This is a genomic window from Domibacillus indicus (assembly GCF_023715895.1).
Taxonomy (GTDB): Bacteria; Bacillota; Bacilli; order Bacillales; family Domibacillaceae; genus Domibacillus; species Domibacillus indicus_A.
The window spans coordinates 18203-32681 of record NZ_JAMBOO010000016.1; the positions used below are offsets into that span (position 1 = coordinate 18203).

General features: G+C 43.2%; 12 protein-coding genes. 2 read left to right on the forward strand and 10 right to left on the reverse strand.

What is annotated here, in order from left to right; all coding sequences use genetic code 11:
- Positions 1-18 precede the first annotated feature (18 nt).
- From M3221_RS17870 to M3221_RS17895, 6 genes are all read right to left on the reverse strand, one after another.
- Positions 19-1242, reverse strand: a complete 1224-nt coding sequence (locus tag M3221_RS17870; RefSeq protein ID WP_251273086.1) for an NAD(P)-dependent malic enzyme — start codon at positions 1240-1242, stop codon at positions 19-21.
- 167 nt (positions 1243-1409) lie between these two features.
- A complete protein-coding gene (locus tag M3221_RS17875; protein WP_251273143.1) occupies positions 1410-2417 on the reverse strand; it encodes a quinone oxidoreductase family protein in 1008 nt (335 codons plus the stop codon).
- A 133-nt stretch (positions 2418-2550) separates the two neighbouring features.
- Positions 2551-3315, reverse strand: a complete 765-nt coding sequence (locus M3221_RS17880; protein WP_251273087.1) for an SDR family NAD(P)-dependent oxidoreductase — start codon at positions 3313-3315, stop codon at positions 2551-2553.
- A 64-nt stretch (positions 3316-3379) separates the two neighbouring features.
- A complete protein-coding gene (locus M3221_RS17885; RefSeq protein WP_251273088.1) occupies positions 3380-4561 on the reverse strand; it encodes an iron-containing alcohol dehydrogenase in 1182 nt (393 codons plus the stop codon).
- An 11-nt stretch (positions 4562-4572) separates the two neighbouring features.
- Positions 4573-6021, reverse strand: a complete 1449-nt coding sequence (locus tag M3221_RS17890; RefSeq protein WP_251273089.1) for an aldehyde dehydrogenase family protein — start codon at positions 6019-6021, stop codon at positions 4573-4575.
- Positions 6014-6700 carry an aspartate/glutamate racemase family protein gene (locus M3221_RS17895; RefSeq protein ID WP_251273090.1) on the reverse strand — a complete coding sequence of 229 codons (687 nt, stop codon included), beginning with the start codon at positions 6698-6700 and terminating at the stop codon, positions 6014-6016. The genes M3221_RS17890 and M3221_RS17895 overlap by 8 nt, the downstream gene beginning before the upstream one ends.
- Before the next feature lie 162 nt (positions 6701-6862).
- On the opposite strand from M3221_RS17895, the gene M3221_RS17900 reads away from it, so the two are divergent.
- On the forward strand, positions 6863-7741 hold the full coding sequence (locus tag M3221_RS17900) for a LysR family transcriptional regulator (protein WP_251273091.1): 879 nt from the start codon (positions 6863-6865) through the stop codon (positions 7739-7741).
- A gap of 118 nt (positions 7742-7859) precedes the next feature.
- Here M3221_RS17900 and M3221_RS17905 read toward each other — a convergent pair whose 3' ends face one another.
- Complete coding sequence (locus M3221_RS17905) at positions 7860-8111, reverse strand: HPr family phosphocarrier protein (RefSeq protein WP_251273092.1); 252 nt, start codon at positions 8109-8111, stop codon at positions 7860-7862.
- A 63-nt stretch (positions 8112-8174) separates the two neighbouring features.
- A complete protein-coding gene (gene acnA / locus M3221_RS17910) occupies positions 8175-10904 on the reverse strand; it encodes an aconitate hydratase AcnA (protein WP_251273093.1) in 2730 nt (909 codons plus the stop codon).
- Between the two features lie 168 nt (positions 10905-11072).
- On the opposite strand from acnA, the gene M3221_RS17915 reads away from it, so the two are divergent.
- Positions 11073-11942 carry a LysR family transcriptional regulator gene (locus tag M3221_RS17915; RefSeq protein ID WP_251273094.1) on the forward strand — a complete coding sequence of 290 codons (870 nt, stop codon included), beginning with the start codon at positions 11073-11075 and terminating at the stop codon, positions 11940-11942.
- Between the two features lie 59 nt (positions 11943-12001).
- Here the strand turns inward: M3221_RS17915 and M3221_RS17920 are convergent, their stop codons facing one another.
- Complete coding sequence (locus tag M3221_RS17920; protein ID WP_251273095.1) at positions 12002-13306, reverse strand: CitMHS family transporter; 1305 nt, start codon at positions 13304-13306, stop codon at positions 12002-12004.
- A gap of 520 nt (positions 13307-13826) precedes the next feature.
- Positions 13827-14462 carry an RraA family protein gene (locus M3221_RS17925; protein ID WP_396120340.1) on the reverse strand — a complete coding sequence of 212 codons (636 nt, stop codon included), beginning with the start codon at positions 14460-14462 and terminating at the stop codon, positions 13827-13829.
- Positions 14463-14479: the final 17 nt, after the last annotated feature.

The following is a 14479-nucleotide window of genomic DNA, read 5'->3' on the forward strand; positions in this document are numbered from 1 at the left end:
CTCTTTTTTTAAATATGATTATCGTAATATAAGCGCTTCTGCTGACTCTTCAGGATTGAGCGCTGCCAGTCGAGCACGAATTTTATCCGTATTTATTGGCTGTCGTGCCACCTTGGTCTTCATTGCAGCCTCGGCTACTTTGATGGCTACATTCACCGCAACCCTGCGGTCAAATGCAGATGGAATAACATACTCAGGGCTTAGTTCTTCGTCCGATATAAGCTCAGCAATCGCGTAAACTGCTGCCCGCTTCATTTCTTCATTTATTTCCTTAGCACGCACATCAAGCGCTCCTCGAAAAATACCAGGAAAAGCTAACACGTTGTTTACCTGGTTCGGGAAATCTGATCTTCCTGTGCCAATGACTAATGCCCCCGCTTCTTTCGCTTCATCTGGCATGATTTCCGGTGTCGGGTTTGCCATGGCAAAAATAATCGGATCCTGGTTCATAGAACGGACCATTTCTTGAGTGAGAGCACCTGCTGCTGATACTCCGATAAATACGTCCGCTCCTACTAATGCTTCAGCCAACATTCCTTTCTTGTTCTCTTTATTGGATAGGCGGGCCATTTCTTCTTTGAAGGAGTTCTTGCCGAAAGGACGTCCTTCGTAGATGATTCCTTTAGTGTCACACAAAATAATGTCATCTACTCCGATGTGGCGTAACAGCTTCATAATGGCAACGCCTGCTGCACCTGCACCATTAATCACTACAGAAAGGTCTTCTATTTTCTTTCGGGCTAGTTTAGCCGCATTGACAAGGCCCGAAGCGGTAACGATCGCGGTGCCATGCTGATCATCATGAAATATAGGAATTTGACATACTTCCTGCAGCCGGCGTTCAATCTCAAAACATTGAGGAGCTGCAATATCCTCAAGATTCACACCGCCAAAAGACGGTTCCAGTATCTTCACAGTTTCTGTCATTTTATCAGTGTCTGTTGTGTCCAAGCAAATAGGGAAAGCATCTACATCGGCGAATGCTTTAAACAGTAACGCCTTTCCTTCCATTACGGGCATGGACGCTTTTGGACCGATATTTCCAAGACCCAGCACCGCTGTACCATTAGATACAACAGCCACCAGGTTCCCTTTCATTGTGTAATCATATATTTTGTCGTCATCCTTTTTGATTTCTAAACAAGGTTCTGCAACGCCTGGAGAATAAGCTAAACTTAAATCATTCATATTTTGTACGGTAACCTTAGAATGAATTTCGATTTTCCCCTTTTTTTTCTTCATGCATTTGTAGTACAGCTTGTTTAGGATTCGTCATCTCTGTATCTCTCCATTCTTCTCTCTTATGAGTGGAACACAAAGGCATAGCTTATTTGATTTTTTTCAAATCTTGCCGGTTCACTGTTTTTTTAGATCTCTTTTCTATTAGTTTTCTTAAACCTTGAAAACTATTACATCTGCAAGGATTGATTTAACTTAGAATGAGGCGGAATTAAAACAATTTTCCCTTTGTTTTTTCTTTCTTCGATTAACGCATGGCTCTTGGCTGCGTCGGCCAGTTTATAGGTATGGCCAACAACCATGTTTAACTGCTCCTCTTCTAAATAATGAATAATTTGTGCGGCAACAGGCTGTACAAATTCCGGCTTATGCTTTCTTACAATCCCAAAGCTGAAGCCGCGTATAGACCGGCAGCTTGCATGAAGGTCTTTCGTTTGGATCAACCCGCTCTTTCCTCCGGCATTGCCAAAGTGTGCAATTCTTCCGAACATCGCCAGGCAGTCCAGGCTTTTTTCGGTTACGTCTCCTGCAATGGAATCTAAAACAATGTCAACTCCTGCACCGTTTGTGAATTCGAGTGTTTTTTTGGCAAAGTCTTCTGCTGATCTGTTAATGACATGGTCCGCTCCAGATTTTAAAACAACGTCTGCTTTTTCATCCTTGCTTACAGTACCGATTACCTTGCCCGCACCTAGCAGCTTGGCTAATTGAATGGCCGTTGTCCCTACACCTCCGCCGGCTGCATGAACCAAGACGGTTTCCCCTGCCTGAATACGTGCAACGTCCGCAAGAAGCTGGTAAGCTGTAAACGAAGCAATGGGTGCCGCTGCAGCTGTTAAAAAGTCAATCTTTTCTGAAATAGGGAAGGTAAGATTTGCAGGCGCAACCGCATACTCAGCATAAGCCCCGCCTTTCGGAAAGGCTATTACTCTTTGCCCGACGGTGAATCCGTGTACGTTCCCGCCTACTTCTGTAATGACTCCTGCTGCATCAATTCCTGGCACGTAAGGAACCTTTCCATTTCCTTTGGATCCCCGCCGTGTTTTAATATCACTAAAGTTCACTCTGCAGGCTTCCACTTTGATGAGCACTTGACCAGGACCCGCCTGAGGCTGGTCAATGTCGGTATAGGTTAATAAATCTGGACCTCCGAATTGAGTCGCGACAATTGCTTTTATAAAAGGGCCTCCTTCTTATTGTGATAAAAAAGCCTCCTTAACCAATAGAATAAGAAAACGTTCTTATACTATAAATCAAGGAGGCATCCAAAATCAGAAGACTATCCAGTCCCACTATATAAATCTCTTTTACTTATATAGCTGTCCAGCCGCCGTCTACACGGATCGTTTCACCTGTAATAAAATTCGCCATGTCAGAAGCCAGGAATAGAACCGCTCCTGTCACATCATTAGGCTTCGCTAATGAACCGAGCGGTATCCGATTCAGTACATCTTGGTGGAAGTCAGGATCTTCAAACATCGCTTTGGTGAAATCTGTTTCAATAAATGTCGGAGCTACCGCATTTACTTTTATCTGATGCTGAGCCCATTCAACCGCCAAAGCTTTTGTCAGCTGTACCGCTCCTCCTTTACTGGAGCAGTAGGCTGCACGTTTGATGTAGCCAACAAATGCCATCTGGGACACAATATTAATGATTTTACCCGGATGTTCCTGCTCAATCATGTATTTCCCAGCCCGCTGGGTACAAAAGAATGTTCCTTTTAAGTTTGTATCAAGCACGCGATCCCAGTCTTCTTCTGTCACTTCTAATGACGGCTTTGCAATATTAATGCCTGCATTATTCACCAGCACATCGATCCGGCCAAGACGTCTATAAGCAAGGTCGATCATGTTGTAAATTTGCGGGACATCCTGGATATCCGCTGTTAAATAGGAACATTGAGGATTATGCTGTTGCAGTTCCGCAGCTGCTTCTTGAAGATCTTGCTCGTTTCTGCCAGTAATTAAAACGTCTGATCCTAACTCAGCGAAGGCAAGGGCAATACTTTTGCCAATTCCCTTGCTTCCGCCGACAATGACTACTTTTTTGTTTTTTAGTTCTGAAAAATAACTCATGATTTTGCCTCCTGCTGATTCATTTAGTTCAATGAATCTGGACGTGTATGTTTAACGGAGCTTATCAAGCATGTGATGGTTCTTCAACAGCGCCGTATGCTTCTTCATAAATCTTCTGGATTTCTTTTACTGTCAGCCATCTTGGATTGTTATTCAACAGACGATCGACTTTGCTTGCTTCTTCCGCCAAAGCTGGAATATCGGAAGCTGTTACGCCCACTTCTTTCAAGCTGGAAGGAATGCCGACATCCTGGGACAGCTGGGCAAGCGCCGAAACAGCACGATCTGCAGCTTCACGAAGTGATAATCCTTCAATATTTTCTCCAAGCGCTTCTGCTACCTCCGCAAATTTCTCCAGGTCCGCTACTACATTGTATTTCATGACATACGGCAGCAGGAGCGAATTCGCTACACCATGCGGCACTTTGAATTTACCGCCAAGTGGATAAGCAAGAGCGTGAACGGCCCCAACCCCTGCATTTCCAAGAGAGATCCCTGCCAGAAGGCTGCCCATTGCCATATCTTCGCGTGCTTTCAGGTCTTTTCCGTTATACACGGCTTTACGAATAGAACGCGAAATCAGCTTGATTGCCTGCAAAGCGATGCCGTCTGTTAGTTCCCCCGCACGAATAGCCGTATAAGACTCTACAGCATGCACTAACGCATCCATTCCAGTTGCCGCTGTAACCGCTGGAGGGACAGTCAATGTTAGTTCAGCATCTACAATGGCTACACTTGGAAGCAGGTACGGGCTGACAATTCCTTTTTTCACTTTGTCTCTTGTATCAGTAAAAATAGCATTGTACGTTACTTCCGAGCCAGTTCCGGCTGTAGTCGGCACTAGAATTGTAGGAACTCCCGGATTCTTTACTTTGTCAATGCCGACAAAATCGCGCACATCTTCTTTGTTTGTTAACATGATGGAAAGCACTTTCGTAATATCAAGTGCACTGCCGCCTCCCACACCAATAAGAAGGTCATAGCCTTTCCCTTCAATCTGTGCAGCAAGCTGTTCAAGATTTTCAAATGGCGGTTCCGGTATCACATCATCAATGATATCTGCTTCCAGGCCAGCCGCAGCTAGTGGTTCTGTCACTTTAGACAAAAGACCTGTTTCACGGATAATTTTATCCGTTACAATAATTACTTTTGTTGCCTCTAGTTTCTTAGCCTGCTCCCCTACTTCAGCAATAGAGCCTGGTCCTGTAATAAGCGTACCTGCTGTACAAAAATATGAAGTTCCCATGTTTTTCCTCCTCAACCTAGTTTAATTCCGATAAATTTAATTTCTGTCATATCATCAATCGCGTATTTAACACCTTCTTTTCCAATACCACTCAGCTTTACACCGCCATAAGGATAGTTGTCTTGGCGGTAGGTAGACGTTTCATTAATCCAAACGCCTCCTGTTTCAAGACCTTCTGCTACACGCATTGCACGATTAATGTCGCTTGTAAATACTCCTGCTTGGAGGCCAAACACGGAATCGTTAGCCATTTCAATCACTTCTTCTTCTGTTTCAAATGGAATCACAGATACAATTGGAGCAAACGTTTCTTCGCAAACTACTTTCATATCCGGTTTCACATCAACAAGAATAGTTGGCTCAAGCAGCGTGCCTTCCCGATTGCCGCCTGTTGCAAGCCTTGCCCCTGCTTTTACCGCTTCCTGAATCCAGCTATGAGCACGAATCGCTTCTTTTTCACTAATCATTGGCCCGATATCTGTTGATTCGTCAGCTGGATCTCCAAGAGTTAACACTTTAACAGCAGAAACATATTGGTCCAGAAACTCTTGGTAAACCCCTTTTTGCACATAAATGCGCTGCGCCGAAATACACACCTGGCCTGAGAATGCAAAAGCCCCTCGTACCAGCCCAGCAGCCGCCGCTTTGACGTCCCCATCCTCAAAAACAATGTTTGGAGAGTTAGACCCTAGTTCTAACGTTACTTTTTTCAATCCTGCTTTTTGACGAAGATCAATTCCTACAGCCGGGCTTCCTGTGAATGTAATTTTGCTGACACGTGAATCTGTTACCAGAATGTCGCCAACTTCTGATCCGTTTCCAATTACTAGGTTCAGTGCACCTTTCGGCAGTCCAGCTTCTTCAAAAAGCTTTACAAGCATGAACGCGGAAAGCGGCGTTTTGCCTGCTGGTTTTAACACAACAGTATTTCCTGCTGCAAAAGCTGGAGCTAATTTATGTAAGGCCAGGTTTAGCGGGAAATTAAACGGTGTTATCGCAGATACCACTCCGATTGGAAGGCGGCGCACCATGCCAATCCGATTTTCTCCTCCAACTGCTGCATCCATTGGAACGAGTTCTCCTTCGATTTTCTTCGCTTCATCTGCTGCAAAGCGAAGTACCTGTACAGCTCTTCCTACTTCTCCGCGACCATCCCGGATCGGCTTTCCTGCTTCTAATACGAGAATGCGTGCAAATTCTTCTGTCTGCGCTTCCAGTAAGTCAGCGGTTTTACGTAAAATATCAGCACGCTGGTAAGCTGGCATTTTTTTCATGGTTTCATGAAAAACACGGTGAGCCGACTGGATCGCTCTTTCTGCATCTTCTGCAGATGCTAAACTTACTTTTCCTACTACTTCACCGTTAAATGGGCTAATGACATTAGCCGTTCTCCCTTCTGCTCGACTGATAGGATTTCCTTCGATTAATGATGTTACATGCATCATTTTAGTTTTAATCATTTAAAACTGCCTCCTTATTAGATACTTCTTGAATGATTGCTTTTACGCTGATTTCAGGACTTGTTAAGATTGGCTTTGGTTTTGCTTTTAATGTTTTTAACGCTCTAGCCATAGAAAATTGGGCAAAAAGAATAACGTCGCATTCTAACGCTAACTCTTCCGCTTTTTGATGAATCAATTGATCATGCTTTGCTTGATTTCGATTCTGGAGAGCTTCGAAAGCTTCAGGGATAATCACTGTGTCAATTGAGATATCTTTTCCATGCTTTGCAGCAATTCCTTCTAAAAGTCCCGTAGTGGTCGGTCCTGCCGCCTCTACTGTAGCAATCACGCCGATCCGGCTTCCAATCTCTACGGCTCTCTCAAGCATACTTAAATCCGCACTTAACATGGGAACCTCAAATAGATGGCTGATTTGGGCTACTGCCGGCGTAAAAGATGAGCAGGTCAGCAATATTCCGTCTACTCCATAATCAGCCGCTTTCTGGGCTAGATTCAGCAGCCGCCTGACCATATCTTTCGTTACTGTATTCGTTTCATTTAATTCAAAAATCAAACTTTCATCCATAAAGTTCACAACCGTGACATCCGGCGCATGCTCGCGAAAAGCTTCCAAAATCGGTTGTACAGAATTCATGGTTGCGTGAATCAGCCCAATTTGGCATTCTTTTTCCTGCATCTCTACTCCCTCCCTTGAATTCGCTTACAGAGATGATAAAAAATTTTTAAAAAAACTTACTCACTTTCTGTACGATAAATATATTATAGTTACATTAATTAATAAAATATTTAATTTTTATAAAGAAGCATAGATTTTTTCGATGATAAGGTGGGAAATAGAATGGGAACAAAAGACTGGATTATCTTACAAACCGTTTACGAGGAAAAAAATATTACCAAAGCAGCGGAACGGCTGTATATTGCACAGCCAACCTTAACTTATCGGCTTCAGCAGATCGAGAAAGAATTTAATATTAAACTTTTTTATCGTGGAAGAAAAGGTGTTGATTTTACGGAAGAAGGAGAATTATTGGTTAAGCACGCTGCCGCTATGTTAAAAGAAGAACAGAAAATAGAGGAACAGCTTCAGAATAGAGAAGGTGAAGTAAAAGGAACTTTGCGGTTAAGCGTATCAAGGACCTTCGCTTTTTACCGTCTGCCTCAGCTGCTCAAAGCTTTTCATAAAAAATTTCCCTATGTTGAATTTCATGTAACAACAGGCGTTAATCATGAGGTGATTCAAACGGTTTATAAACAGGAAGCACATATAGGGATTGTAAGAGGAAATCACACATGGCCAAACAAAAGCATTACGATTTCCAAAGAGCATATTTGTGTTCTCTCTTCTCAAAAAATTACTTTAGAAGAGCTTCCTTCCATGAGAAGAGTTGTTTACCAAACAGATCCGGCATTAAATATGGTAATTGAAAATTGGTGGAAGGCTCATTTTTCTAAACCGCCTATCAATCATATGGATGTTGATAATGTAGAAATAGCCAAAAGAATGGTGCTGAATGGGTTCGGCTACTGTATCGCACCTAGTATTGTATTAGAGGATCATGATCTGTTGCAGCAAGTTGTTTTAGTGGATCAAAACGATTCTCCTGTTATTTGGAAAACACGTATGTTATACCGGGAAGAGTTAACAGAATTGGCAATGGTAAAAGAGTTTGTTGATTTTGTACAAATGTATGGTTTAATGACTTCTGAAGAAAAATAAAAAAATTGCTAGTTAATTAAACCACTCATTCTAAATAAAACCTTTGTTATTCACTACTTTTTATTCCTTTTTCTATTGGGCACAGAAAAGCTCCTGATCAGTGCCAGGAGCCTTTCTGTCATTCATTCACGCATACAGGTACATTATGCTGATGAAATACATGGGCCATCGCTTTTTTTGCTTCATCTTCATCCGGCCCATGAATTTCAAGTTCAAAGGTTTTGGAGTTTAGAACAGAATACGTCAGCCCAAGAATACTCTTTGCATCAAAACTTTTACGATCAGTTTTAATGACAATGCTGGATTGGAATTCCTGTGCTGTTTTATTAATTGCCACAACAAATTCGGCAAATGTATTGCTTATTTCCATGCTTTCTCCTCCTTCAAACAGTCATTTTCACATCAATGATTGCAGTCGAACAGATTACTTGCTTTATTTCACAGTTAGCGTGGAGGTATGGTTTATTAATTGCCGGATGACTTTTTGCATAATGCCCCCATGCCGGTAATATTCGACATCTACAATATTGTCCAGCCGCACAAATACATTAAATTCAAAAGATTTTCCGTCTTTACCTATTGCTTTAATTCTAATCTTTTGTCCGGGCTGAATCTCGTCTGATAAGCCGATTGTCTGAAAGATTTCTGTTCCTTTAATCCCTAAGGATTCCGCGTTTTCCCCGTTCTCAAATTGAAGTGGAAGCACGCCCATTCCAACCAGATTGCTGCGGTGAATGCGTTCAAAACTTTCGGCAATTACCGCTTTGACACCGAGCAGTGCTGTGCCTTTCGCCGCCCAGTCACGCGAACTGCCTGTGCCGTATTCTTTTCCAGCAATAATGAATAGTGGCGTATGATCTTTTTTGTATTTTAACGACGCCTCATACATCGACATGACTTCCCCGCTCGGCAGGTATTTCGTTACGCCCCCTTCCGAGCCGGGAACCAGGTAGTTGCGGATACGATGATTAGCCAGTGCTCCCCGAATCATGACTTGGTGATTTCCGCGCCGTGAAGGATAAGAATTCAAATCTCTCGGCTTCACGCCACGGCTTTTTAAATATAAACCGGCCGTACTGTTAGCTGGCACTACGCCAGATGGCGACAGATGGTCTGTTGTGACCGAGTGCCCTAATACGGCTATCGCACGGGCATGCTGAAAATCAACGATGTTTCCTGGCTGGGCAGGCAAATCTTTTAAAAATGGCGGCTCCTGTACGTAGGTTGAGGATTCTTCCCAGTCAAAAAGCGGTCCTTCTGGAATCTCTAACTCATTCCATCTTTCATTAGCTTTGAGTATATTTTGATACCTCATTTGAAACAGCTCAGGCCGCAGGGCATTCCCAAGCCATTTTTGTGTATCTGCTAAGGACGGCCAAATATCACGCAGATAAACAGGCTGATTGCTGGAGTCATGCCCAAGAGGCTCTGTTGCAAAATCAATATCAACTGTACCAGCCAGTGCATAGGCAACAACTAAAGGTGGTGAAGCCAGATAATTGGCTTTGACCTCAGGATGGACACGGCCTTCAAAATTACGGTTTCCTGACAGAACGCCTGCTACCGTCAAGTCGTGCTGGTTGATCGCTTCGCTTACTTCGGCAGGAAGCGGTCCTGAGTTGCCGATGCAAGTAGCACATCCATACCCGGCAATGTGAAAGCCTAGCTTTTCTAAATATGGAAGCAGCCCTGATTCTTGAAGATAATCGGTGACTACACGTGATCCTGGCGTTAAGGAACTTTTTACAAAAGCAGGCTTAGACAATCCTTTTTCGACTGCCCTTTTCGCAAGCAGCCCTGCCATCATGAGAACGGTTGGATTGGACGTATTGGTACAGCTTGTAATAGCTGCCAGCACGACAGAGCCATTCTTTATAACCGACGTTTCCCCACTTTCGTGCGTAACCGGAACTTCTTTTTTCAGTGCTTCCTCGGTAATGCCATAGCCCCCCTCGGCCACCGGCTTGCGGATGACTTCCCGATAATTTTCTTTCATGTTTGTTAAGCTGATCCGGTCCTGCGGCCGTTTCGGGCCAGCTAAGGATGGAACAACGGTAGATAAATCCAGCTCAATCACTTCAAGATAATCCGGATCTTTGCTGTCTTTTTCCATAAACATACCTTGAGCTTTGTAATACGCTTCAACCAGGTTTACTTGTTCCTCGTCACGACCGATCAGCCGCAGGTAGTGAATCGTCTGCTCGTCTACGGGGAAAAAGCCCATGGTGGCTCCATATTCTGGCGCCATATTCGCAACTGTAGCCCGGTCAGCCACACTCATAGAACGCACGCCTTCACCAAAAAACTCTACAAACTTTCCAATCACACCTTTTTGACGGAGAATGTTTGTAATCGTTAGGGCAAGATCTGTGGATGTTGTTCCTTCTGAAAGTGATCCGGTCAGCCGGAAGCCGATCACTTCCGGTGTGGCAAAATATAAAGGCTGTCCTAGTATCGCTGCTTCCGCTTCTATACCGCCTACTCCCCATGCCACAATCCCAAGGCCATTTATCATGGTCGTGTGAGAGTCTGTTCCAACAAGTGAATCAGGATAAACAACGTTGCGCCCTTCTTCTCTCTTTTTGGCCGTAACAGTGGACAAATACTCCATGTTAATTTGGTGCATGATGCCGGAAGAAGGCGGGATAATGTTCAGGTTATCAAATGCCTGCTGTGCCCAGCGCAGGAAACGAAACCGCTCACTATTACGCTCCATGTTTACTTTCTCATTGAGTTCCAGGGCATCTGGCCGGGCAAAATAATCGACGGTTACCGAATGATCGACAACTAGATCAACTGGAATCAAAGGATTGACAGCCGAAACATTTCCTCCTGAGCGCTTCATCGTTTCACGCATAGCGGCTAAATCCACAATGGCCGGAAGCCCTGTTGTATCATGCAATAAGATGCGCACAGGCTTAAATGGGACTTCTTCATTTGGTTCCCTTTCCACTGTCCAGTCCGCCAGCTTCCGAATATGCTCTTCCGTTACAGAGGTTCCATCGAATGTACGGATGGCCGCCTCTAACAGTACCTTAATCGAATAAGGGAGTCTTGCTATATGCTGAAACTTTTGATTGTCTAATTGATGAATGGGATAATACGTGTATTCGTTTTCATTTACTTTCAGGCTGACTGGCTTGATATATCCTTTTGTCTTCATGCCGTTTCCCCTTTTCTGTTCTAAATAGAAATTAGCTTATTTCTATCATACTGAATCGTTTCTTTCTGAAAAAATAGCGTTTTTTCATAGTTAAACATGAACGATTTCCATCTTTCTTCTTTAGAAACCACAAAGGGTATGATATGTTTTAGAAAAAGGAGGACGCATATGGACGATCGGGACTGGTTAATTTTACATACGCTTTTTCATGAAAAAAGCATTACAAAAGCAGGCCAAACCCTTTTTATTGCCCAGCCGACCTTGACGAAACGGCTGAAGCAGATTGAAACAGAGTTTGGGGTTAAAATTGTAAACCGGGGTATTAAAGGCGTACAGTTTACGCCTGAAGGAGAATATTTAGCAAAACGTGCTGAAGAACTTTTAAATACATTTCGTGAAATTAAAGAAGAAGTCGATAATTTTAATCATATTGTGGCCGGCACACTTCGGGTTGGTGTTTCAAATTTTATCAGCAAATATAAACTCCCCGGCTGGTTAAAACAGTTTAAAGAACAGTATCCGGACGTTGAATTTCAAATTGAAACCGCCTACAGTAGGCAAATCTACCAGCTTGCTTACAATCATGATATCCATATTGGCTTTATCCGTGGGGAATACAACTGGCCCGGCTATAAAGAGCAGCTGTTTGAAGAGAATTTATGTGTATTTTCCAATGAACCGGTCACACTCGAGGACCTGCCTCACCTGGCCAGGATTGATTATCAAACGGACCAGCTTTATAAGCATATGACAGACAATTGGTGGGCTGAGCACTATTCACATCCGCCTTCAATCGGCATCACGGTAGACCGGGCTGATACATGCAAAGAAATGGTGTTAAACGGTTTAGGGTATGCCATTCTGCCATCTTTATTTTTTAATGACACGGATGCTATTTACAAAATCCCGCTTCAGACTAAAGAGGGACAGGCACTTACACAAAAAACATGGATGGTGTACCACCCAGAAGCTGAAGAATTAAACGTTGTGAAAGCATTTGCTGATTTTGTTAAGCAGAACGTCGCTTTCAAGGACTAAAAAAACAGGCCAGTTTTCTGGCCTGTTTTTTTTGAACAAGGATTATAGCGACCGGGTATTTACATAGAAATGGCTCCTGTTAATAGTGCTGCAATAATCATGACCACACAAGTTCCGATTGCCCACTTTAAAATAAATTTCTGATGCTCTCCAAAATCTACTTTTGCCATTCCGACTAATAGATGAGTGGAAGCGATAAGCGGGCTCATGGCGTGAAGCGGCTGGCCGAGCACCGATGCTCTTGCAATTTCAACCGGGTCCACCCCGTACGCTGCCGCGGTTTGCGCAATAATAGGTACTACACCAAAATAATATGGATCATTTGCCATGACATATGTTAAAGGCATACTGGTGATCGCAGTTATTAAAGCAAAAGACGAGCCAAGTTCTTCAGGGATAACGGATATGAGGCTGTTCGCCATTTCATCCACCATGTGCGTTCCAGAAAGAATACCTGTGAAAACGCCTGAAGCAAAAATTAACGCGACTACAATTAGGACACTGTCAGAATGAGAAGCCAATACTTTTTTTTGAATTTCAAGGTTTGGATAATTCACTAACAGCGCCAAAGCAAACCCTATCAGAAACAGAACAGGCAGAGGAAGAATCCCTATAACCAGCGCTGTGATTAACGACAACGTAAGAAGAAAATTGAACCAGATTAGCTTAGGCCGTTTTAACTCCGAATCCACTACAGTAGCTGCTTCTTCCTGAAACTGCAGCGGAAGCTTAGACATATCTAAGTCCATGATTCCTAATCTAGTACATTCTTTTTTCCCCAATATATAAGCTGTAAAAAATACCCAAACCAAACCTGCCGCCATGATTGGAATAAGAGGAAGAAAAACTTCGTTCGCATCTAAATTCAAGGCGCTTACAGCTCTTGCCGTTGGACCTCCCCACGGAAGCATATTCATAACGCCAAAAGCCATCATAGATACGCAGGTTAAAATAAGAGGGTTCATCCCAAGGTACGTATAAAGAGGCAGCATCGCTGAAACGGTTATAATATAAGTGGTTGTCCCATCACCGTCAAAGGCAACAAGGGCAGAAAGAACCGCTGTTCCGATGACAATTTTTAAAGGATCTCCTTTAACGATAGCTAATATTTTTTTGATAAGCGGTTCAAACAAACCAGCATCTATCATAATGCCAAAATACATAACCGCAAACATGAGCATAATCCCTGTCGGTGCTACCCCGCTAAGCCCTTCCAGTATCATGGGGCCCAGGTCTTTTCCGAAACCGCCAATGATCGCAAAAAACAGAGGCACCACAATTAAAGCAAGTAAAGCGGACATCTTTCGAGTAACGATTAAAGCAATAAACACCAGCATCATGACAAAACCCAATAACGAAACCATACAATCCCTCCCGTTCCATTTGTATACGCTTACAATAAAATGCAATTTATCCTGCTCCGCAACAATCCGCTCTTGACCATTCATTCATTGTTTGCAAGTCTTTTATTCTGTTAAATGGCTGCTTCATCAAAACCTGAAACTGGACAATTCCAGCTCTATGTACCATTTTCACCCTTCTTTTATGACGTGTTTACTTGTTTTTGTCCCCCTTCTTCTCTTTTATTTTTGCATCAAGCAGGCTCATTTCTATCATACTGAATGGCGCTTCTCTGTAAAAATAGCGATTTTTCATAGTTAAGCATCACCAATTTCCATTGATCACATTTTGTTCCGGCGTTTGAACACATTCTACCCGCCCTATTATTTAATCGCTTTATGCCAGTCTGTAAAACGATGTTTTACAAAGACAGTCAATTTCTTGCTTTTAAGGTGAAACGGCTAATCATAAAAATATTTACATACATGCAGCAGGCTATTCTGTGGTTAAAAAGCAAAAACAGGCCAAAGTTGGCCTGTTTTCTTATGATAAGAAGCGATCTAAATACGCAATAATTTCTTCTCTATTGCCTGATACTTTTTGAGCTCGTTTAATATCTTTGTCCGCTTTCTCTATCGACTGTTTTAACACTTCTTCTTCTGCTTCCTGCGGGACAACGGTGACGCCATCCGCATCCCCCACGATAATATCGCCGGGATGAATCGTTACACCTCCGCAGGAAATCGGTACATTGATTTCTCCCTGCCCTGCTTTTCCGCTCGCGGCAATGGTCGTCCCTTTGCAGAAAACAGGGTAATTTAATTCTTTGATGCCAACTACATCTCGAATTACGCCATCTACGATGATGCCTTTAATGCCAAGCGTCTGCGCCATTCCGACAATAAAGTCGCCTGCTATCGCCCGATATGTGTCTCCTTTTGCGTCAATGACCAAAACATCACCTGGTTTTGCTTCTCTGATCGCTTTCAGCACGACTAAATTATCCCCAACCGGCATTTTCACTGTAAAAGCCCGCCCGGCAACACGGTATTCTTCTTTGAGCGGCTGAATCGCTGATGACAAATTGTTCATCCCCTGCAGCGCATCTGAAATACAAGTGGTTGGAATGCCCTCAAATTGTTCTACAATATTCATTTTAACTTGGTTTTCAACAGTCATTTTTCTCTCTCCTTTAA

Excerpts from the sequence above, each read along its gene's own strand:
- M3221_RS17870 (WP_251273086.1), bottom strand. The coding sequence starts at position 1,242 with ATGAAGAAAAAAAAGGGGAAAATCGAAATTCATTCTAAGGTTACCGTA.
- M3221_RS17880 (WP_251273087.1), bottom strand. The coding sequence starts at position 3,315 with ATGAGTTATTTTTCAGAACTAAAAAACAAAAAAGTAGTCATTGTCGGC.
- M3221_RS17885 (WP_251273088.1), bottom strand. The coding sequence starts at position 4,561 with ATGGGAACTTCATATTTTTGTACAGCAGGTACGCTTATTACAGGACCA.
- M3221_RS17890 (WP_251273089.1), bottom strand. The coding sequence starts at position 6,021 with ATGATTAAAACTAAAATGATGCATGTAACATCATTAATCGAAGGAAAT.
- M3221_RS17895 (WP_251273090.1), bottom strand. The coding sequence starts at position 6,700 with ATGCAGGAAAAAGAATGCCAAATTGGGCTGATTCACGCAACCATGAAT.
- M3221_RS17900 (WP_251273091.1), top strand. The coding sequence starts at position 6,863 with ATGGGAACAAAAGACTGGATTATCTTACAAACCGTTTACGAGGAAAAA.
- M3221_RS17905 (WP_251273092.1), bottom strand. The coding sequence starts at position 8,111 with ATGGAAATAAGCAATACATTTGCCGAATTTGTTGTGGCAATTAATAAA.
- acnA (WP_251273093.1), bottom strand. The coding sequence starts at position 10,904 with ATGAAGACAAAAGGATATATCAAGCCAGTCAGCCTGAAAGTAAATGAA.
- M3221_RS17915 (WP_251273094.1), top strand. The coding sequence starts at position 11,073 with ATGGACGATCGGGACTGGTTAATTTTACATACGCTTTTTCATGAAAAA.
- M3221_RS17920 (WP_251273095.1), bottom strand. The coding sequence starts at position 13,306 with ATGGTTTCGTTATTGGGTTTTGTCATGATGCTGGTGTTTATTGCTTTA.
- M3221_RS17925 (WP_396120340.1), bottom strand. The coding sequence starts at position 14,462 with ATGACTGTTGAAAACCAAGTTAAAATGAATATTGTAGAACAATTTGAG.